General features: G+C 36.6%; 20 protein-coding genes and 1 pseudogene. 17 read left to right on the forward strand and 4 right to left on the reverse strand.

Annotated elements, in window-relative coordinates:
* Nucleotides 1-105: 105 nt before the first annotated feature.
* From AN161_RS20150 to AN161_RS20205, 12 genes are all read left to right on the forward strand, one after another.
* Nucleotides 106-684 (forward strand): hypothetical protein, encoded by a 579-nt coding sequence (locus tag AN161_RS20150; RefSeq protein ID WP_053596121.1) that lies wholly within the window; start codon nt 106-108, stop codon nt 682-684.
* Nucleotides 685-1011: 327 nt separating this feature from the next.
* The gene (locus AN161_RS20155; protein WP_075807306.1) at nt 1012-1482 is read left to right on the forward strand and encodes a hypothetical protein; all 471 of its coding nucleotides are present in this window, start codon (nt 1012-1014) and stop codon (nt 1480-1482) included.
* 159 nt (nt 1483-1641) lie between these two features.
* Nucleotides 1642-5619, forward strand: a complete 3978-nt coding sequence (locus tag AN161_RS20160) for a hypothetical protein (protein WP_053596123.1) — start codon at nt 1642-1644, stop codon at nt 5617-5619.
* 1 nt (nt 5620) lies between these two features.
* On the forward strand, nt 5621-6013 hold the full coding sequence (locus AN161_RS20165) for a distal tail protein Dit (RefSeq protein ID WP_053596124.1): 393 nt from the start codon (nt 5621-5623) through the stop codon (nt 6011-6013).
* Complete coding sequence (locus AN161_RS20170) at nt 6010-8316, forward strand: hypothetical protein (RefSeq protein ID WP_053596125.1); 2307 nt, start codon at nt 6010-6012, stop codon at nt 8314-8316. Before AN161_RS20165 ends, AN161_RS20170 begins: the two co-directional genes overlap by 4 nt.
* The gene (locus AN161_RS20175) at nt 8309-9523 is read left to right on the forward strand and encodes a hypothetical protein (RefSeq protein WP_053596126.1); all 1215 of its coding nucleotides are present in this window, start codon (nt 8309-8311) and stop codon (nt 9521-9523) included. Before AN161_RS20170 ends, AN161_RS20175 begins: the two co-directional genes overlap by 8 nt.
* A 4-nt stretch (nt 9524-9527) precedes the next feature.
* Nucleotides 9528-10067, forward strand: a complete 540-nt coding sequence (locus AN161_RS30210; protein WP_053596127.1) for a hypothetical protein — start codon at nt 9528-9530, stop codon at nt 10065-10067.
* Nucleotides 10068-10081: 14 nt separating this feature from the next.
* Nucleotides 10082-11218 (forward strand): hypothetical protein, encoded by a 1137-nt coding sequence (locus AN161_RS20185; RefSeq protein WP_143114943.1) that lies wholly within the window; start codon nt 10082-10084, stop codon nt 11216-11218.
* Nucleotides 11219-11368: 150 nt separating this feature from the next.
* Nucleotides 11369-11560, forward strand: coding sequence for a DUF4177 domain-containing protein (locus tag AN161_RS20190; protein WP_053596129.1), 192 nt, complete (start codon nt 11369-11371; stop codon nt 11558-11560).
* Nucleotides 11561-11649: 89 nt separating this feature from the next.
* Nucleotides 11650-11940 (forward strand): hypothetical protein, encoded by a 291-nt coding sequence (locus AN161_RS20195; RefSeq protein WP_053596130.1) that lies wholly within the window; start codon nt 11650-11652, stop codon nt 11938-11940.
* Nucleotides 11930-12190, forward strand: coding sequence for a phage holin (locus tag AN161_RS20200; RefSeq protein ID WP_053596131.1), 261 nt, complete (start codon nt 11930-11932; stop codon nt 12188-12190). Before AN161_RS20195 ends, AN161_RS20200 begins: the two co-directional genes overlap by 11 nt.
* Nucleotides 12191-12973: a GH25 family lysozyme gene (locus AN161_RS20205; RefSeq protein WP_082340245.1), complete on the forward strand. Its 783-nt coding sequence runs from the start codon at nt 12191-12193 to the stop codon at nt 12971-12973.
* Nucleotides 12974-13019: 46 nt separating this feature from the next.
* Here AN161_RS20205 and AN161_RS20210 read toward each other — a convergent pair whose 3' ends face one another.
* Nucleotides 13020-13550, reverse strand: coding sequence for a hypothetical protein (locus AN161_RS20210; protein ID WP_053596132.1), 531 nt, complete (start codon nt 13548-13550; stop codon nt 13020-13022).
* Between the two features lie 102 nt (nt 13551-13652).
* On the opposite strand from AN161_RS20210, the gene AN161_RS20215 reads away from it, so the two are divergent.
* Nucleotides 13653-14099, forward strand: coding sequence for an HTH domain-containing protein (locus AN161_RS20215; protein ID WP_053596133.1), 447 nt, complete (start codon nt 13653-13655; stop codon nt 14097-14099).
* Nucleotides 14100-14350: 251 nt separating this feature from the next.
* On the opposite strand, the gene AN161_RS20220 is transcribed toward AN161_RS20215, so the two are convergent.
* Nucleotides 14351-14977: a hypothetical protein gene (locus tag AN161_RS20220; RefSeq protein WP_053596134.1), complete on the reverse strand. Its 627-nt coding sequence runs from the start codon at nt 14975-14977 to the stop codon at nt 14351-14353.
* Nucleotides 14978-15056: 79 nt separating this feature from the next.
* On the reverse strand, nt 15057-15263 hold the full coding sequence (locus AN161_RS20225; protein WP_075807310.1) for a helix-turn-helix transcriptional regulator: 207 nt from the start codon (nt 15261-15263) through the stop codon (nt 15057-15059).
* Nucleotides 15264-15430: 167 nt separating this feature from the next.
* On the opposite strand from AN161_RS20225, the gene AN161_RS20230 reads away from it, so the two are divergent.
* From AN161_RS20230 to AN161_RS30705, 3 genes are all read left to right on the forward strand, one after another.
* Nucleotides 15431-15718: a hypothetical protein gene (locus AN161_RS20230; RefSeq protein WP_053596136.1), complete on the forward strand. Its 288-nt coding sequence runs from the start codon at nt 15431-15433 to the stop codon at nt 15716-15718.
* A gap of 32 nt (nt 15719-15750) precedes the next feature.
* On the forward strand, nt 15751-15948 hold the full coding sequence (locus AN161_RS20235; protein ID WP_053596137.1) for a hypothetical protein: 198 nt from the start codon (nt 15751-15753) through the stop codon (nt 15946-15948).
* A gap of 318 nt (nt 15949-16266) precedes the next feature.
* Complete coding sequence (locus AN161_RS30705; RefSeq protein WP_053596138.1) at nt 16267-16605, forward strand: hypothetical protein; 339 nt, start codon at nt 16267-16269, stop codon at nt 16603-16605.
* Between the two features lie 21 nt (nt 16606-16626).
* Here the strand turns inward: AN161_RS30705 and AN161_RS20245 are convergent, their stop codons facing one another.
* On the reverse strand, nt 16627-17250 hold the full coding sequence (locus AN161_RS20245) for an exosporium glycoprotein BclB-related protein (RefSeq protein ID WP_053596139.1): 624 nt from the start codon (nt 17248-17250) through the stop codon (nt 16627-16629).
* A 1050-nt stretch (nt 17251-18300) separates the two neighbouring features.
* Between AN161_RS20245 and AN161_RS20255 the strand changes: the two are divergent.
* Nucleotides 18301-20112 (forward strand): annotated as a pseudogene (locus AN161_RS20255) (reverse transcriptase domain-containing protein).
* Nucleotides 20113-20614: the final 502 nt, after the last annotated feature.

Consider the following 20614-nt stretch of genomic DNA (forward strand, 5'->3'; position numbering starts at 1 on the left):
ATTATTTCGGTATAATCTAATAAGTGAGTATGAGCTAATTTTCTTTTTTAACGCATTCTTATAAACTATACTAGAATAGGGAATTAAAGAAGGGAAATCATTTCTATGAAAAAAGTTTTCGTATTATTAACGACCATTATTTTGTTGTCAATTGTTCTAGCAGGATGTCAAACTACAGGTGTTGAGAATAGTAGGACACCTCAACAAGAAATCGAAAAACAAATGGAAGAAAGAATGAATCTCAAAGTTCATATACCCGAACATCCTAAATATGTTATAAGGAAAGCAGGCTTTCATTATAAGTATAACAGTGATTTTGAATTCACTGACGAATTAAGTAATCTATATGTTGATTACTCCTTGAAGACGGATGAAAGATTAAATATTGGCGGTGTTCAACAAGGTTTTGAAGCATTTATTGATGAACAATACAAAGCAATACCTGTCATCACTATTTGGATGGGCCCAGGAATGATGGAAAAACAACCTTATTATGATGGAGAATTCAAAGTAAAGGACAAGGTTGTTTTTTATTCTCAAGGACTTGGAGAAAATGAAATGTATGCATTTGAAATACAGTTTGAAGATAGATGGTACGAGATACGTTATGATTTGATTGATAACAATACATTTGAAGATGCTAAGGAGTTTGTTGTTAATTTCGTAGAGGAAAACAGCATATAATAAAATCATAAATTTACCTTAGATAAGATTTAACCTAAGGTCATTCCACAATCAGGCGCGATTGTTGAATAAGCGTCGCTGTTCTTAATTAACTAACGGATGCTTTGGTTGAAGAAGAGCTACTAAAAAATCGTTAAACTTTTTTATAAAAACTTAATACTAAATTAACAAAGAAGAAAGCATGTTGACCAATCTTTATTCAATATGCTTTCTTTTCATTTACTATAAAAAATGATTTTTAGAATTACTTTTAATCAAACTTTATTCCAATTCAACGCCTCCAAATATGGAGGTGTTTTTATTTTTGAATAGATGGAGGAGAATCACATGAAAATTCAAAAGGTCGAGTTAAAAGAAGTAGAAGTTGTAGAAGTGGAAGGTGAATTTGAAAAGCGATTTGTTAACACGAAAGTACACCCAGCCTTTTTAACGAACGCTGCCGTGAAAAAAGGTTATGATACAGGCCTATTAGAATCGAGTTTGTTTGAAGATTTACTGAAAATAAAGGGACTTGAAACACTTATTACTCAATCTGATGAAGAAGCTTCTCTTGAGTTATTGAACGCTTTTGATGAGCAAAAATTAATTGCTGTTATTTATCTAGCTGCAATTGGCGCCAATAAAAATCTTGGATTATCCTTTGATGAATTTTTAGAAATGTACCATTATCCATTGACAGATACAATCCAACTTTATGCCAATTTGATTGTTGGATTATTGAATGAATCGAATGAGTTTGCTAAAGCTTTACACAAACAAACGAAAAAATCTAAAAAAAAACAACGCCACCAAAGCTAGTTATCAAGCATGTGGAGGACCTTTACACACTCTACGTATTAATAGCAGGCATCGACCCAGAAACCTTTTGGCATGGTCCAATCGCAACAGTAGAGCGTATTTATGCGAATAAACTGGCGTTTGATGGGTGGAGTAATAGCCTGATAGGAGAGTGAGTATATGGCTAACAATAATAACGAAGTCAAAATAACCTTCAAGGCATTTAACCAAGAATTTAATAAATCAATGACGGAAATGAATAAAGAAACGACATCATTACGTCAACAGATGAAACTCCAACAAGAACAGATGAAACACAATGCTTCTGAGACTGAAAAGCTAGAGGCAAAAATGAGTGGTTTACAACAAATTTATGAAGTGGCAAAGCGTAAAACAGAAGAAACCACAGCAACTTTAGCACGTGCAAAAAATTTATGGGGTGAAAATTCAGAGGAAGCAAAAAAACTTGAGGAACAGCTCAAACGTAATCAAATTGCTGAACAACAAGCAGCAAATGCCATCACAGGAACAGAACAAGCCTTACAACGTGCTAAACAAGCTCAAGCTGATCAAACGGAGTCTTTACGACAACTACAAAATTTATTTTCAGTCACTGGCCAATCGGTTAGTGATTTTTCTGATTTATTGGGGCGAGATTTAACAAGAGCTATCCAAAATGGTTCTGCCAGTGCAAAAGAATTAGATACTGCATTCGATAAAATCGCGCGCTCATCATTAAACGCAGGTCGTGATATAACAGAGTTGCGAGCATCCATTCGTTCGTTAGACAGCGGTTCTTCTGTTGAACAAGTTCGACAAGATTTAGCTCGATTGGGACAAGAAGCAAATGAAGCTGAACAAGAAGTGAATGGTCTTGCGGATAGCTTAAAGTCTATGGCAGGTGCAGCGACTGCGGCTATTGGAGTAAGTACAGCAGTATCGGCAGCATTATCTAGTGCCAGTCTCGATACTTCGATTAATTTGTCATTTAATGTACCTGAAGAATCTTTAGGTAAAGTAAGAAGCTCAATAAAAGATGTAACCGTACTAATAGGGGACGAAGAGGCTGCACTTGAAGGAGTACGTCGTCAATGGGCGTTGAATGCTGATGCTACTGACGAAGCGAATATGGCAGTAGTTAAGGGTGCTGCTACAATAACAAGGTCTTATGCTAGTATCGATTTCACAGAATTGATCCAAGAAACAAACGAAATTGGTGACGCACTTGGTATTTCCAATATAGAAGCTATTGAATTGGTTAATAGTTTACTTGATATCGGATTTCCTCCAGAACAATTAGATATTATCAGCGAATATGGCGGACAGCTAAAACGGGCGGGCTACAATGCTCAGGAGATCCAAACAATTTTAGCGAATGCAGCTTTATCAAAATCTTGGAACATCGATAACCTTTTAGATGGTTTAAAAGAAGGTCGTATTCGTGCTGTTGAAATGGGACGCGGTTTGAGTGAATCCATGAAGGATGCCATTCGTGATGTTGTTGGGGATACGCAAAAAATGTCAGATGAACAACTTTCCGCGATGGAAGCCAACTTTTCTAAACAAGAAGATGCCTTAGCAAAATCGCTAAGTAATCGAGAGAAGTCCATCTCCAAGGGCCATGCTCAACAACAAAAATCTTTAGATAAACTGCTTCAAAGAGAGTATGACGCTGTATCTAAGAGTTATGACCAACAACAGAAAGCACTCGAAAAAAAATTAAGTGCTAATTATGATGCTACGGTTAAAAGCTATGAACGGCAACAAAAAGCATTGGAAAAAAGATTAACTGCTGAAACTGAGACATTAACTAAAAATCAGCAAGAACAGTTACGTCAGTTAGAAAAGGCGCAACAAGAAGAGCTGAAAATTTTTGAGAAAAACTCTCAAGCAAAAATAAAGCTCATAGACAAAGAGTACAAAGAGCGTATGAAGCTCATTGATGAAGAAAAATATAATCAGTTAAAAGCCTTAGACAATAAAATAGATTCATTAAATGCTAAAACCGAAGCTGAAGATAAAGCCATTAAGAAACAAGAGAACGCACAGAAACGTGCTGAACTAAACTTACGTGTAAATAATGCGAAAACGAACGCTGATCGGCAGAATGCAATGCGAGAATTACGCAATTTTGAAGAACAGTTACGTCTTGAAAAAATCAGAGAAGATCGCAAAGAACAAATTGAAGTTTTGAAAGGTCAAAAGGATTCGGTAAAAGAAGCATCGGATTCTAAAAAAGAAGCGCTTAAAACTGAGACTGAGACTCGAAAAGAACAACTTTCAGAGCAAATTGCAAACGAAAAAGAAACGTTAAAAAGTGGATTTGATGAGCGGAAAAATGCATTAAAAGAAATGCAAGCAGCTGAAAAAGCAGCCTTACAAGAACGACATAACGCTCAAAAAGAAGCTTTTCAACAACGCAAACAAGAGGAATTAAAGGTGCTTAGTGAATCTAATAAGGCACAGATTGATGCGTTACGAGAAGTGAGTCAAGCAAAGTTATCGGCACTTAAAGAAGAACAAAACAATCGTAAACAAGCTTTAAATGAACGGCTGTCTGATGAAATGGATGCTGTAAGAGAAGCGCACAAAGCTGAATTAGATTCATTTAAAGCCATGAATGCCGAAAAGTTAGCGATAGCGAAAGACCCACCTGACAGTGCCGCTGTACAAGCCTTATTTACTAAGTTAGAAGGATTCGGCAAAGCGATAGCTAAAGGCGGAGAAGAGGGTGCAAAAGCATTCACCGAAATGGCTGCTTGGTTAGATACTATTGAAGATGCAACACTACGCGAGACAATTGGTGTAGAGCTTTTTGGGACGATGTATGAGGACCAAGGAGATAAGATTCCCAAGATATTAAAAGGTATATACGTTAGTCAACAAGAAGTTGCTAAAGGTCAAAAGGATGTCAATGACAAAACTAAAGAACTAAATACTGATCCAATGACAGAGTTGAGACAAGCAGCCACGGATGTAAAAAAAGCACTTGATCCGTTGCTAGGTGTTATTGCTGAAGTAGTATCGGGTATTGCTAGTTTTGCAAAAGAGCATTCTGGTTTAACATCAATAATTGTAGCTGTTGTTGGTGCTATTGGAACATTAGTCGGGGCATTCACCGCACTCAGTCCAGCGATATACACCATAACCACCTTATTTGGTGGTGGTAAGGGTGGTGCTGGATTTGCTTCGATTTTAGATAAGCTCATTCCGGTCATTACGAATCTAGCCTCGAAAATCTTACCAGCTTTAAGAATTGCTTTTGGTGCTTTAACAGGCCCAATTGGGATCGCGGTCACTGCGTTAACCATAGCCGTTCCGTTAATTATTGAAAACTGGGATTCTATAGCAGAATTCTTCACCGATTTATGGGATTCTATTGTTGGTATTTTCAAAACAGCTGGTGGCGTTATAGCCGACTTCATGAGGGGAAATTGGAAAACTATCCTTGCTGTCGTTACTGGACCAGTTGGCATATTAGTAAAAACGATTGTCGAAAACTGGGACACAATAAAAAGTAAGACAGTTGAAATTTTTACGGGTGTCTCCAACTTCTTTTCGAATATCTGGTCAAAAATTTCTGATATAGCCAAGACTGTTGTCGACAAAATCAAAGGATTCTTTTCATTCGGTGATTTGCTTGGGAAGGTTAAAGAAAAATGGGATTCTATTTATTCAGCCATTAAGACACCAATAAACAAAGCAAAGGATGCCGTTAAAAAAGCAATAGATGCTATAAAAGGATTCTTTAAATTCGATTTTAATTGGCCGAAACTTAAAGTGCCGAAATTTAGTATTAAGGGCTCTATCAATCCGTTAGATTGGTTCGGCGAAGGGCTTCCTAAAATCGATATTCAATGGCATGCAAAAGGTGGCGTATTTAATAAGCCAACGTTGTTTAATACAGGAAATGGATTGCACGGGGTAGGAGAAGCTGGTCCAGAAGCCATTTTACCTCTTAATGAGCGAGTGTTAGGTGCAATTGGTAAAGCCATATTTGATGCATCTGGTGGAGGACAACAAGAACCGCAAGTAATTCACAATAATTATGAACGCATGTTAGAAGGCGCACAATTTATTATTCGCGAAGAAGCTGATGTTAAGAAAATTACACGTCAAATTTATGAGCAGCAGCAACGTGATCGAAGGGGGAAATAGTATGTGTGACATCACATTTAAAGGAATACACTGTTCACAATTTGGGCTTGAGGTTATGGACACCGAAAGGCCCCTTTTTGGTGAATTTAGTGATTCATTTATAAAATTACCAGAGGTTAGTGGCAGTGTAGTGGTAACTGATAATAGTGAAAGTGATATTGAAATTCGCATACAATTCCTACTTACACCGTTGCCAGGTCAAACCTATTATGATGCTTGTCGGGCTTTGCGTGGTTATTTTAAATCATCACAGAAAGAGCGATTAATTTTTGATGAAGATTCAAAGTGGGCATACATGGCCAAGTTTATTTCTAGTGAAGATTTTGAGCGTATCGTGGATGACGGGTTATTTTGGGCAACGTTCCGTTGTTCACCTGATATGGTGGCTGTATGAGTTACGATATTAAGGTTTTAAATCATAGCAATCTATCGCTTATCGGTACGCTTGAAAATGTTATTAACGCAGAGATTTATGAAGTCATCAATGACCAATACACTGCTGACATACAAATGGCTGAAAATATATTCCCCTCCTTTTTACACTATCCTAATTTAGTGGAAATGGATGGGGATTATTTTATTATTGCTGGGGTAGACAAGCAGCGTGATCGAAGTAAAGCAATTAAGCTGATGCTTGAGCATGTAAGTTATGTATTAAATAATCCATCGGAAGCGCCCTTTGTAGCAGAAGATGAAGAAGAATTTTATGAGGGTTCACCACGGAGTATCATTTCGCAATGCTGGGGAATGAACGGATTTCAGATTATTGATTTAGCAGGCGGTTATTATTACTATAGGCCAAGCGCTAAAGGTGGTAGGAGTCGCATTAATGAATTTGCACGCCAAAATGGGTTAGAAGTTGAATATAACAAGTTTGTCATTACGATTCATAACAGACGTGGTGCCAATAATGACCTTATGTTAGAGGTTGGGAAAAACATTCAATCGATTACTCAAAAAATTGATTTAGATGAAAACTTTTCGTTTGAATATGCACATGAAGTAGACATTATCGATTTTAGTAAAATGTCTGGCTCTCAACAGCAAGAAATCGCTTCAGCTGAGCTAGGGGATACCGTTCGCATGATTGATACAGATTTAGCCATTGATGCAACGGAACGTATCGTAGGTAAACGTTATAATCCTTTATTTAAAGAAGTACCGAAGTTGGATGTAGGGCAGGTTATACGTGATATTGTGAATATCATGAATGAAGATAAGGGATATGAAGAGAAAGAAGACCCTACCTTAAATTACTTTTTGCAGAGCTGGCAAATGGGCAAGATCAATTGTATGGCTCTTGATGGAATCGAACTTGGCGAGGAAGAAATCTTACCTGACAATATATCTACCTCTATTGATTATTATATCCAAGGTGAACTAAAAGGTATGTCTTTAAAGGTTAAGCCCCAATACAGTAGGTACCACGTGTACATCAGTGAGTGGTATGAGGACAATCAATATGAAGAATACAAACTTGAGAAAATAGCTGACGTCATGAGTAACTGGACATTTCCAAAACCTAAAATGCAAGCAATCAGTATTACCATAAGTGAAGTGCCTCTCGAACAACTTAATCCAGAGATTCACAAAGTAAGAGATTATGCAGTGAAATTCAATAAAGTTTATATTGACCCGTTACGTGAATTTAAAATTGGTAAGAACAACATGTTAGGCAACAGTAGCTTGTTAATTGACACAGAAGGTGAAAATCTAGAGCTTGATGATTTTTCTGTCAAGTTAAACTATCATCTGATGCAAGAGTACGGAGGTATTAAATTATCATTAAGGCGTGAATTTAGTAATTATAAAATAACTATTGTGACGTTCAGCTCTGATGGTGCCCCATTTGTGTACGATTACGAAACGATAAGAGATCAGTTGCCCAATTGGAAACTGCCGCGTGATGATGCAGAATACTTAGTAGTTTCTGTTTCAGAAGTTCCAAATTCAGAATTTGATCCAACTGTTCATAAGAATGTGGTGTATGGCGTTGCTTTCGAAAAGATACCATTTGAACCTCTGTACGAGTTACGTATTGGAGAAGTAAATTGTTTGCAATTAAATGATGTGTCAGTACCTGCTAGTCCTTCATTAAATGCCATCCAAGCAGAAATATTTTATACAGCATTACTCGAACACAACGGATTACGCTTGACGTTATTAAGAAAATATCGTTCTTATTATGTTGGTATACGTACTTACAGCAGTAAAGGTATAAGAACTAACAGATCATACGAGGGTATAAAGGACTGGACTTTCCCACGCAAAAATGTGATGTACATTGTTATTAGCATTCTTGAAAAACCACCATCAGAATTTGACTCATCAAAGCACAGGCAAGCTTGGTATGCTATTAGATTTACAGCACAAAATGATGAGATTGTTGACCCTGGTTTACTTGGACCAACATATTATTTAGAGTCGGAAACTGTATCAGTAGGTAGTGAAGGGGCTGATTTTCTTTTTACAACTTCCTATGATGAAGTAATTAGTGTGACTACGGGGATTGGCCAGGTAGAACAAACAGAGCCAATAGTAGCACTATGGGAATTAAATAAAGATGATGCAGAAGATAAATATATAGGAGTAAAAATTAAATTAAAAGGACTGAAAAGTGGAAATGTAGATATAAGTGTACAAGCCGTGTGTCAAGAGGGGACAGAGGAAGAAGAAGGAGAGGGGGATTATGTTTAGTGGTGGAACTGGTACAAAAGATGACCCATTTTTAATTAAAACTGAACAAGATTTGCGGGACATTGATAAAAAAAATTTAGATGGAAAATTTCATTATAAGCAAAATGAACATATAACAATAAGCAGTACATGGGACCCTATATGCAATGGCAGTTCAACGCCGCCATTTTGGGGGACATATGATGGTGGGAATTTTGATATTAATGGATTGAATATTGTGAATGAAGAACATTCTCAGGCTGGTTTGTTTGGTTTACTTGATGGTAGTGGCACTATCAAAAATTTGCGATTAATTACACCTACAGTATTAAATAATAAAGAAAATGCATCTTGTGGATCACTAGTTGGATTAGTACTACGGAATGCAAATGTTGAAAATATATCCATTAGTGAGCCTGATGTAAATGATACTAATGGAGGTACAATTGGCGGAGCATTTGGCAATGTACAAGGAGCTAATATAAAGAAAATGGAAGTAGTTAATGCGAATGTGAGTGGTTATTACAATGTCGGCTGTTTTTGTGGAAGTTGTGCTCGTACTAACTATGAAAATTGCTCTGCTACAGGTACTGTAACTAAATTACTTTTGACACCGGATACCACTTACTTGCGAGGTGGTATTTTTAGTGGGAATTCTTATCTATCTGAAAGTAAATATAAAAATTGCTATGCTGCTGGTTTAATTACTGGTGATATGACTAATTTAATAACTGATAAGTGGAGTATTGGGATGTTATTTTTATTAGCATCTAACGATTCGAATGAGATGACATCCTGTTATGGCGATGCTGAAACTCTAATTAATTACAGTTGGGAAGATGATGTTTGGTATAACGATTATGGTGGAGGTGCCTTGGTCAAAGGGACAGACGAGAATATCTATGTATGTATTAAAACTCAAGGTGATCAAGATTATAACTATTGGGGAGATGATTGGACAGAACCTCCAGAACGGTATCCTCCTTTTTATAGAGCTAAACCAATTTCAGGGGAATTGTGGGAAAACTATTGGGAACCTATATTAGGGAATCCTAAGTTTCCAGAAGCTCGCACTACAGCACAAATGAAAACACAGGAGAATTATATAGGTTGGGATTTTGAAAATGTGTGGAAAATCAAAGAAGGCGAGTATCCAAGATTACGTTTTTCACCAATAAGAAAAAGCGTGAAGTGCAAACGGATGCCATTAGCAAACTACAGAAGGTGATAATATGACGAAAATTAATCAAGAAAAGTTAATCCGTGATGCATTGGGAAGCCCTATACCTAGTCAGGGTTGGGATGATGTAAAGGAAGTTTTTATAGTACCAGGTGGCGAAGATATTGATTTTACAAAAAAGAAGCTAATCCGTGATGCAGTTGGCGCAGTCATACCGCAATATTGGGATGGTGAGAAGTTTGTCCCTCAAACAACTTCAGGTGGTAGTGGAGAGCAAGGTCCACCAGGTCCGAAAGGGAATCCTGGGGATTCAGCTTACCAAGTTGCGGTTAAGAATGGCTTTGTAGGCACTGAGCAAGAATGGCTAAATTCACTTAAGGGTGACAATTCTTATCCTGCTGCTGTTGCTGCTGGCTTCAAAGGAACTGAAGATGACTGGAATAAAGTTGTAGCAAACGCTGTTATAAATGGTGGTGGTTCAGGCGGAGCTAGTGGCGTTCCTTTAGGACCTGCTATGAAGACAGAGAAGGTCACTAATGAACCACGTCAAGTTATTACATCACACGGCATTGTATTGGAGGATAAGCTATGATAGAGAAAATTGACTTGCCTGCATTGCATGCAAAAGGACAACTTAAGATAGAATTAGTTGACGCTTCTACTGGTGAATTAGTACAGGAAATCGGGCAGCATAACTTTATTGCAAACGATGTACTTACAACTTTGTTCGCAGCAGCTATTAATAACATCTTCACTTATCGTAGAGCAGTAGATTCGCAAGAGGTACTATATCAATACTACGATATGTTTGGTCGAATAATCCTAACTGACGCAGCGCATCCAGAGGATCCGTCTAAAGAGTGGCTTATTAATGGTAACACTATTGGATGGGCGTCATCTTCTGAGGTATTTACAGGCGCTGATCCTCTAAGAGGTACAGTTAATATAGCAGAAACAGTTAACCGTTGGGGGTATGTAAAACTTGTATTTGATTTCCCTACTAATGCCGCTAATGGTGAAATTAAAAGTGTCTATTTTGGCCCACCAGACGGTAGGGCACCTTACACTAACAATAAGGGGTTTGCACCTTTATCAGGAGCATATGCCGTGTCACATTCAGAAAATAAGTACTACGTTGCAAAATCTTCAGGTGTATATGTATACTCTGACGATTGGGTACTGCTAGGTAAGTTTCCTTGGGAAGGTTTCTCAAACTATTCTGATATTAAACAAAGCTGTATCGTAGATGGCTTTATCTACTTTATATGCGACAAATCAACTTACACAATAATAAAGGCCAGCCTTGACAGTCCAGGAAAAATAACTAAAGTTAAAGACTTTGGTAATGGCTACACCGGAGGTATACTTTATAATGAAAAAACTCAAGAATTTGTAGTTGCAAACTATCCTTCATCTGCGCGTGAATTAATGTACTTTGATCAGACATTTAATGAATTACGCCGAGAGCCTATTCTAACTACTGATCCATCATACAGTAAAGGCCAACTTAGTTACTTTGAAGATGGTATGATTATGGGGAGTTGGTTCGTTAAAGGTGCTAAGGCTTGGAGAATGACTGAAAATAACGTTCTATTAATTCATGATGGTTGGTTATTCTCTTCTGGGTACATGCATAGAAAGATGAGTATGTTCGGTTCTCGCGCACTGTTAGCTAATCCAATTACAAAGACTGATAAACAGGTTATGAAGATCACGTATGAATTTATTCCGCCACTAAATTAAAGGCGGTAAGTATAATGTACTTTCCCAGAGTGAGAATATTAATATGATTTAAGAGAAACGCAGCATAAGCTAGCGTTATTTTTTATGTCTAAAATAGCAGGGAATACTTTCCTTTTGTCGAATTATGGTAAAGACGAAAGGAGGAATTATATGAATTGGGAATATAAAGTTTTTACCTTTATACCGAAAGTAAATGATCGTCAGATTCCGAATGTTGATGAATCATTAATTAATCTTCTAAACGAAAACGGTTCTGATGGGTGGGAATTAGTTTCTGCAATACAGGAAGAATCAAAGAACGACACAAATATCAAATTGTTTTTCAAAAGACATAAAGAATAATTCTTGGCACTCTCAATCGAGGGTGCTTTTTAATATTCAAATGTTTTTAGGAATATGCCTTCCACAATCATCTGTGGAGGGCTTTTATATTGGAAATGAAGGTGAGATCAGTGGTCGAAACAATTAACAATTGGTTACCGATTGTATCAGCATTAATTGCAGGACTTTTATTCATTTGGCGCATTACAAACAATCTAAATAAAACGCTACTTAGTTTAACTAATGGCATAGAAAGATTAAATCAACATTTAAATGAGGTTGACGAAACCTCAAAAGAATCTGCAAAGCGCATCAATAATCATGAAGTGCGAATCGTTGTGTTAGAAAAAGTTGCAGGTATTCAAAAGAATAAAAAGGAGAGTGTACAGCATGAAGATTAATTGGAAAGTACGTTTACAACACAAACAGTTTTGGGTGTCATTAATTGCATTACTACTTGTGCTTGCGAATCAAATAGCGGGCATTTTTAATATCGATATTACAATTTACAACGACCAAGTTACAGCTATTTCAGAGACAGTTCTAAGCATTTTAGGTTTGCTTGGTATTATCATCGACCCAACAACTTCAGGTGCATCCGACAGTTCACAAGCGCTCAATTATGGCGCTCCAAGAAAGGATGAGAATTGAATGGGTAAAATTATTGATATATCGCATCATCAAGGAGATATTGATTGGTCAAAAGCAAGTAAAGAAGTTGACCTAGCTATCATCCGTACTCAATATGGTACAAGTACAATCGACCGTAAGTATGTTCAAAATATCGAAGGTTGTAAAAAATACAACGTGCCATTCGGTGTATACATTTATGTAACGTTCAAAAATAAGACCGAGGCATTGGCGCAAGCAAAAGATTTCTACGAACGTGCAAAAGGTTACAATCCATTGTTTTACGTTGTGGATGTCGAAGAAAGCTTTGGGGCAAACGTGCAAAACATAGTGCAGGGCACACAAGCATTCGTGGATTACTTAAAAGACAAAGGCGTCAAAGTAGGGCTATATACAGGACACCACTTCTACAAGCCTTACAAAATGGATACTGTTAAAAACTATGATTTCCTATGGGTTCCGAGATATAGCGGTACTAGCGCACAAGGGTTAAAGCCTAACTATGCTTGTGATTTATGGCAATACACTGAAAGTGGGGCAGTTACAGGCATAAAAGGTAATGTGGATTTGAATGTTCTTAACGGTTCTAAGCGGTTATCTTGGTTTACCAATAAAAATGAAAAGGATGATGATACAATGAAATTTTCGAATGAGACAACAGAGGCTGCAGTACGTGACCACATTAAACAAACAGTAGACAAAAAGTTGATTGATAAGTCATGGTTAGAGAAATTTGATTCTGGAACTATGACGGTCGGAGATTATGAAGGTTTGAAACTTATCATTGCACAACGTAGTAAATAGAAATAAAGGTCTGAGCTATTTTTATTAGACTCAGACCTTTTGTTAATTATTTCTTATATGTCCACATAATACTAGCTCCACCCAGATTGTAACCATAATCTGTTGAAGTAGTAACTGCACCAGTTAATGTTGAACGGAATGAATGACCATCGAGTTTAGCTATTTGAACTGACCCACTTTGACCAGAAATCTCTTTTCTTCCTTGAGATAATCCACTTGAAATGTCCGTTGTAGTTATTGCTCCTGAAAAAGATTTAAATTTATAACCTTTATTCATAACCACTTTATAACTTATTTTATTACTTTTGTTAACACCAAAATTCACCGTAGCAATTTCTTTCTTTTTAGCAAGAAATGGAGAAAAACTAGGTAAAGCTTCTTCAGAATTTTCGATTTCTGGAGATTGTGGTTCCTCTTCATACTCTAAGAATTCAGCATCTTCATAAATTGAGATACTAACTGATGTTAGAAGCTCATCAGAGTAATCCTCATGATATTCTTCAGCCTGTACATTATTTGTTGGCATCAATCCAATAAATAATAATAAAGTTAGTACTAGTGAAAATAATTTCTTCATTTTCTACCTCCATAAAATATGTATTAATTACAAAAAATAGTATATAATATTATATTGATGTAGTGTATAGAATTGCATAAATAAATGAAGGGGTGTAATATTATGGTAGAATATAAGAATAATGTAGAAATATCTTTTGGAACCAACTCATCACAATTTGATTATATTAAAGAAAATATTAAAGAATTAGTTGGAAAATTTAATTTCAATCATCAACAACTTTCGAAAATATTAGATTTACCAATGAATGATTTGGAAAATTTAATGAATAATAAAGGTAACATTTCAAATGAACAATTTGAAAAAATTGAGAATAAAATAACTATGTTAAATTTTGGGTTTGAAAGTTTTGATGCAAAAGAAAGAACAACAATACTATTAAATGATCTGATAACGAATTACATGTTATCAACTGAAAGTTTATCGAAAATTATTAATGTAGAAGAACATGAACTGATTAATTTCAGACAACATCAATTAATAGACAGAAATATAGAATTGAAGATATGCGTGAATGTCATCATGCTTCATTTTGTATTGCATAACTAAAAGTAGGCCCGGGTACTCAATTAATTTTGAGCCTGGGCTTTTTTGCGTTTCTAAAATTTTTCTTGCCAAAACACAAACGATTGTTCTAATATTAACACAAACAAATGTTCTTATCGAAGAGGTGCATAGGATGAAAAAACAACTAATTAAAGCAATGCAACGTAACCAATTTTTAAATATGATGTACATGGCCCTTTCCTATTGTGCTAAAATATATAAAAAAGCCACTCGTTTGAGTGACCTTTTTGTGTTTACCAAGAACCGATTGTTTTGCCGAAAGCCTTCACCTCATCCGTCATAAATTCAATCTCGGAAGCCACAATCACAGCGTCAGACATAGGTTCATCGTCATTGGGCACGAGTTTATCTGTGTAAACAGTGAACTGCGCAATTTTATTAGCGCCTTGTTTAACGTTTATTCCGATAGTTTTGGCACCCTTTACATCGACTTGTTGTACGAAATCATACACTTGGTTCACGACGTGCTGCGTTGCTAAACCAGGACTAATAGCTTCGCTCATACTGATAATCAGTGTAACATGATTGTTCAAGTCAATGGCATCTGTCACATCAACGGCTTGCGCGTATTCAAAAACAGATGTATTAATAATGGGTTTCGATTTTTCAGCGGTAGTAGGCTCTTCTTTATCAACTTCTTCTTGTTCTTTTGCCAACTTCGCCTTTTCCTCGGCTTCTTTAGCTTTTCGTTCTTCCTCTTCTTTAGCCTTTTCCTCAGCTTCTTTTTTGGCCTGTTCAGCCTCTTTTTCTTTCGCTTTATCTAATTCTTCCTGAGCCTTATCTGTTTCTTCAACTTTTTCTTCACCACAAGCAGCAAGTAATAACGCCGACAGAGCTCCTATGTAGACTAATTTTTTCATATGTAATTCCTCCTTTACATTTACATTTTAGGGAATTTGGAGCGGAAAGTACATATAAAAAAACAGACAACCGAAACAGTTATCTGTCTTCCACAAGTTCTAATATATCTTCTATACGTTTAATGTTGAGTGCTTCGCAAATTTTTGTGATGTGCTCTTTTTTTAAGCTCATTCGTTGGTTATGCACTAATTCACTTACAACAGCTTGCCTTAGTCCTGTCATTTTGACTAGTTCACCTTGAGTCATATTCAGTTCTTCTAATACCTCTTTTAGCTTTACTCGCATTTCCAATATATTCACCTTCCTTCATTTATTATTCCTAATTCTATTATAAAACATTTCCGTTTAAACGTAAATAAAATAGTTGACTTTCCGTCTAAACGTATATAACATGAATATCGATAAGACGTTTAGACGGAAAAACGTCTAAACGGATAATAGGAGGGAAATCAATGAATAATTATTTCAAACTCGAGCAAGAACGATCTAGATTTTTATTAGAGCAAACACTCGTATTATCTACCGTAAAAGGTTATTTGAAAGGAACTATCAAGTACGACGAATCCAGTGAAGTTGTCGAGTATGCAACTAAACTTTTGGGTATCATCGACGAAGGATTAGCAGCTGTAGAAGAAAAGTTTGCTGAAAAGAAATGCGAACACATTAACAATGAAACAATTCCAGTTGCAAATGGACTGGAGACAATTACAGTTTGTTGTGATTGCGGAAGCGAATTGTAATTAATTTAGAAATAGAAAGCGAGGTGAAAACGATGGCATTTGAATATTTAGCAGCATACACAACATTTGATTCAATAGCAGATATGGACAAAAGTGTGGAGGATCACATGGCAACACACTATTATGATTTGACTGAATCTGAACGTGCCATCGTTTTTAAGTTTGCTTCACATTCATTGGAGTATCCAGGAGTATGTCACTTAAAAGCAAGTACTATTGCTGCAGCGTAGGAGATCAGCACAAAGACAGTTTATCGTGCTATTTCAAAATTGGAATCGCTAGGAATCATTAAGAAAGAAACGCTGTAAAAAAGCAAAGGTGGACAAGGTGCAAGCATTTATATCATCTTGCCTTACAATGTCTCACCGTCAATGTCCCAGGGTTCAAATGCTGAAAAGCCTTGTGAGAGTAGTGTTTGCCCTCCACAATCTGAAAACCTATCTTTTAACTCTTTTAATCTTTTAAAAACAAGCAATTAACAAGAAGTATATAATAACGCTCACGCTGAAAAAGAAGCTCGTAAGGAATACATGAATGAGTACCAGGTAATGCTGTTTGATTTCATGCACTCATTGCCTTTACGTGACGATTTAAAAGATCAACGGCACAATTGCATATTAGCTACAAAAATGAACAGTATACGTGATTTTGTGAACGCTAAAGACGTTTTAGCTAACATAATCAGTGATATTGCGAACGGTACATTAACAATTGCAAGTACATTAAGAGCTGTATTTGTAGGGGCATATAGTAAGGCTGTAGAGCGTTCTAACTTGAAGCCTAATAAATCACTATCTATAGAAGAAACCACATCTAAAGAACGTCCAGTGCCTTTCTATAATTGGTTAAATGAAAGGGATAGCCTTCCACAATCAACCTCGCTTTAATGCACTTACTTATTGTCCATCTTATACGATAGTTATTGATGCACTTCCGAAACCTTGTACTGTATTGACTAGGGAACCAGTTCCTGTTGCAGTAGCTGAGAACACCATTAGTAAAAGATCACCAGGAGATACTGGTACTGGTGCAACGTTTATAGTGCCATTTGCAATAGTACCTGGTGTTACTGTTGTGAGAGACGGTGTTAAATTAACAAGTGCTGTCGTGGGGCTGAAAGTATTGCTTCCCGCAGGCGCACTGTAAATTTGAGCTGTGATGGTTACTGTTCCTGCAAAGGTTACAGCACTGGTTGAAGTGAAGGAAGCTGAAATTGCAGTAATATTACCTGCTCGTGAAACGGAAAAAGCTTCCGTTCCTGTAATCACTACTATAGTAGTACCAGTGAGAGGTACTGAAAGAGTAGTGCCAAATCCTAGAGTACTTACTGTTCCAGCTAAACCACTATCCAGAGTGTCCATAGTTACAGGATTTATTCCTGAAGCGTATGGGATCATGAAACCAGTAGCTGTCGGTGGAGTAATGCATGCAGCATCAATACCAACAAATGGTCCTGCATTACATTCCACTTTTTTTTCAGATGGGCAATTGCATCTGCAATCCATAGAATTATTGCTACAATTTCTACACATTTTTACACCTCCTTTTCCCCCTTAGTCTATTCAGTGAAGGGGAGTGTTAATGGGTTATCATCTAAGTACATGGTGTTAATTTAGACAATAAATCATTCTAAAAAGAGAAAATATAAATGACTCATTTTGAATATATGGATCAATATGAAGAAATGAAAACTAAAAAGCCGTCCACGACTGTTAATAAAGTTGTTGATAATAAAAATGTAGTAGTGCCTCGTAAAGGTTGGGCGTGTTGTACGGAGATAAGAAAAAGACCACTCCGTTTGAGGGTGGTCTTAATTGTACTTCTCTTCAAATATCATTCTAAAAAAAGTGACTAAAAAAGTGACTAACTAAACAGTTTAAAATAGATACAAATGATTTTAAACACTTCTGATAGTCCACAAAACAGCAATAAATAGGCGTTTTAACAATAAGGTAAATTGAAATAAAATAGGAAAACTTCTATATTAATAAATGCTTCAATCGTCCATCCGAGGGAGATTGTGCGCCCATAAGGGTTTATAAGGAATCTGCTTTCGCACAGCAGTAGGGAAATATCACAATCTGTACCCTATCATCAGCCAACTTATCTGAAATGGAAACTAATCAGGGAGTGTAGCATGTTGGAAAAGCCATAAGTTACTTAATGACCAAAGTACGACTGAATGGCGAGATGAATTGTATAAATAAGGATAAAGGCTAAACTGCTTGAATGATAGCTCAAGGGGGACTACGGGGACCTTTAGTGGGAGGTCATGATTTACGCTATTTGAAATGTGCATTGTTCTTATAAATTTCGAGAATGATGATGTGATACCATTTCACCTAACTTTCGTATAAAAGTAACGAGCGAACGTCATATCCGACATTATACATGCGATAAGTCTTTATAAATCTAAATGGGGATTACCTAAGTCAGAATGCCTATGGGCTATGTGTTTAGACACTGAATATCTGATATGGTAACGGAGCTCTCGTAGTAATCCGAGCTAGGGAAAGCCTAGTACATGGTGAAGGGGAGCAGTTTACGCTGTTAATACAAAATTGGAAAGGAGCGGAGGCTCTATGAGAATTCCAAAAGTAGTATTAAATCGTCTAACTACCAAAGCAAAAGATGAAAATTATGTATTTGAATGGCTGTATCGTAACTTATACAACAAAGAGTTCTATTTTGAAGCTTACGCTAAATTGTACAAAAACAAGGGCAGTAATACAAAAGGTATCAATGAAGATACGATTGATGGCATGAGCGTAAAGCGTATAGAAAAGCTCATTGAGAAATTAAAAAATCAAGCGTATCAACCAAATCCAGCACGACGGACGTACATCCCAAAGAAGAACGGGAAAACAAGACCGCTTGCCATCCCTATTTTCGAGGATAAACTAGTCCAAAAAGTTGTTCGGCGATTACTTGAAAGCATTTATGAGCCGCAGTTTTCAGTACACTCTCATGGATTTAGACCAAATCTTAGTTGTCATACAGCATTAAAAGAAATCCGTAATACTTTTACGGGAACTAGATAGTTTATTGAGGGTGATATTAAAGGATTCTTCGATAATATAGACCATCATGTGTTAGTTAGCATTTTAAGAAGACGGATTCACGATGAAAAATTCATCAATTTAATCTGGAAATTTTTACGAGCAGGTTATGTAGAAGATTGGGTGTTTCATAAAACTTATAGTGGTGCACCACAGGGAGGAATCATCAGCCCTCTGTTATCGAATATTTATTTAAATGAACTCGATAAATATGTGGAGCAATATATTGAAAGCTATAACAAAGGTGACAAACGAGTACACAATTTAACATATCATAATCTTGCTTCTAAGATTAATCATCGCAAAAGTAAGAATAAACGTGATTGGGCGACCTTATCCGAAGAGGAAAAGAAAGAACGCTTAAAGGGATTAAAAAACCTTTATAAAGAACTGCAAAGCCATGATAGCAAAGACCTTTTTGACCCAAATTACCGACGTCTAAAATATGTTCGTTATGCAGATGATTTTATACTTGGCGTCATCGGAAGTAAAAAGGAAGCTGAACAAATTAAACAAGACTTGACAATGTACTTAAAAGAAAAGTTAAGGCTAGAATTAAGTGCTGAGAAAACATTGATTACTCATAGCAAGAAGAATGCCCGTTTTCTTGGGTATGATATTCGTGTCGTAAGAGATTGGCATCGAATGAAAATGCCAAACGGAACCAAAAAGCGTAAATTCAACTATCAAACAAAGCTTTTCGTTCCACATGAAAAATATATTCAAAAGCTCTTACAATTAAACGCGTTAAAAATAGGAACGAATAATGGTTGGAAACCTATTCATCGCCCATATTTAGTGCATAATGACGACCTTGAAATTATTCGTACGTACAATGCAGAAATAGAAGGCTATTACAATTACTATCGCCTAGCGAGTAATGTACATGTTTTACAGTCTTTCCGTCAAACGATGAAATACAGCATGATTAAAACGTATGCGAATAAATATAAGAGTACCGTTAGTGAAATTATCACTAAATATAAGATTAATGGGGAATATGGCATTCGATATGAAGCAAAAGAAGGTCCGAGAATTGCTTATTTTACAGAGCAACGAATGGAAAAGAACGATGTGATTAAACAGCCAACAGTTGATATAGTTGAAAATACACTAATTTATACAGGGCGAACAAGTCTGATTGACCGATTACTTGCCGAAAAATGTGAATGGTGTGGTGTATCAGGTGTATCACTTGAAATGCATCATATTCATAAATTGAAGAATTTACAAGGTAAGAAAAAATGGGAACAGAAAATGATAGCTCGTAGACGAAAAACAATGGCTTTATGTATATCGTGCCATCACGATTTGCATAATGGCAAGTTAGATTAAAGTAAATGGAAAGCCGTATACTCTGAGAGGAGTACGTACGGTTTGGAGGGGAGTTCTTGGAAACCTAATATAGAAATATACCAAGGCGCTGGGTTCTCACCCTACTTTCGCGAGGCTGTAAAAAGATCGGCAGCTTCTATAATTTGTGCACATAACCATCGTGCGACACGTTCATAACTGAAAAGGTTATGCACGCTGTCCGAACGTCGCAAAGACAAGTAAGAGAGTCGTGAACTCTTCGCTCGATAGGTGGAATGAGAGGGTAACGTCTCAAAACGCCTACTCTAATACTCCGACATGCGTTATTCAAAGGTGTCATTGAATAGGGTGTGAAGCTCGGTGAAGTCGGTTGAACGCTACCGTAGTACTAGAAATCTTAGTACCGAAATGCACCTAGAGGTAGGGGCTGTAGCGGATAGGTCGGGGGTCGTTAAAAACCTAATATGGTGAGAATGTGGTAAAACACTGACGAACTAGCGAATGTACTATCTGTGAGTGGCGA

The sequence above is a fragment of the Lysinibacillus sp. FJAT-14222 genome (assembly GCF_001278875.1).
Taxonomy (GTDB): Bacteria; Bacillota; Bacilli; order Bacillales_A; family Planococcaceae; genus Lysinibacillus; species Lysinibacillus agricola.

Excerpts from the sequence above, each read along its gene's own strand:
- AN161_RS20200 (WP_053596131.1), top strand. The coding sequence starts at position 11,930 with ATGAAGATTAATTGGAAAGTACGTTTACAACACAAACAGTTTTGGGTG.
- AN161_RS20165 (WP_053596124.1), top strand. The coding sequence starts at position 5,621 with ATGTGTGACATCACATTTAAAGGAATACACTGTTCACAATTTGGGCTT.
- AN161_RS20160 (WP_053596123.1), top strand. The coding sequence starts at position 1,642 with ATGGCTAACAATAATAACGAAGTCAAAATAACCTTCAAGGCATTTAAC.
- AN161_RS20190 (WP_053596129.1), top strand. The coding sequence starts at position 11,369 with ATGAATTGGGAATATAAAGTTTTTACCTTTATACCGAAAGTAAATGAT.
- AN161_RS20175 (WP_053596126.1), top strand. The coding sequence starts at position 8,309 with ATGTTTAGTGGTGGAACTGGTACAAAAGATGACCCATTTTTAATTAAA.
- AN161_RS20235 (WP_053596137.1), top strand. The coding sequence starts at position 15,751 with ATGGCATTTGAATATTTAGCAGCATACACAACATTTGATTCAATAGCA.
- AN161_RS20245 (WP_053596139.1), bottom strand. The coding sequence starts at position 17,250 with ATGTGTAGAAATTGTAGCAATAATTCTATGGATTGCAGATGCAATTGC.
- AN161_RS20220 (WP_053596134.1), bottom strand. The coding sequence starts at position 14,977 with ATGAAAAAATTAGTCTACATAGGAGCTCTGTCGGCGTTATTACTTGCT.
- AN161_RS20170 (WP_053596125.1), top strand. The coding sequence starts at position 6,010 with ATGAGTTACGATATTAAGGTTTTAAATCATAGCAATCTATCGCTTATC.
- AN161_RS20155 (WP_075807306.1), top strand. The coding sequence starts at position 1,012 with ATGAAAATTCAAAAGGTCGAGTTAAAAGAAGTAGAAGTTGTAGAAGTG.
- AN161_RS30705 (WP_053596138.1), top strand. The coding sequence starts at position 16,267 with ATGCTGTTTGATTTCATGCACTCATTGCCTTTACGTGACGATTTAAAA.
- AN161_RS20205 (WP_082340245.1), top strand. The coding sequence starts at position 12,191 with ATGGGTAAAATTATTGATATATCGCATCATCAAGGAGATATTGATTGG.
- AN161_RS20150 (WP_053596121.1), top strand. The coding sequence starts at position 106 with ATGAAAAAAGTTTTCGTATTATTAACGACCATTATTTTGTTGTCAATT.
- AN161_RS30210 (WP_053596127.1), top strand. The coding sequence starts at position 9,528 with ATGACGAAAATTAATCAAGAAAAGTTAATCCGTGATGCATTGGGAAGC.
- AN161_RS20215 (WP_053596133.1), top strand. The coding sequence starts at position 13,653 with ATGGTAGAATATAAGAATAATGTAGAAATATCTTTTGGAACCAACTCA.
- AN161_RS20210 (WP_053596132.1), bottom strand. The coding sequence starts at position 13,550 with ATGAAGAAATTATTTTCACTAGTACTAACTTTATTATTATTTATTGGA.
- AN161_RS20225 (WP_075807310.1), bottom strand. The coding sequence starts at position 15,263 with ATGCGAGTAAAGCTAAAAGAGGTATTAGAAGAACTGAATATGACTCAA.
- AN161_RS20230 (WP_053596136.1), top strand. The coding sequence starts at position 15,431 with ATGAATAATTATTTCAAACTCGAGCAAGAACGATCTAGATTTTTATTA.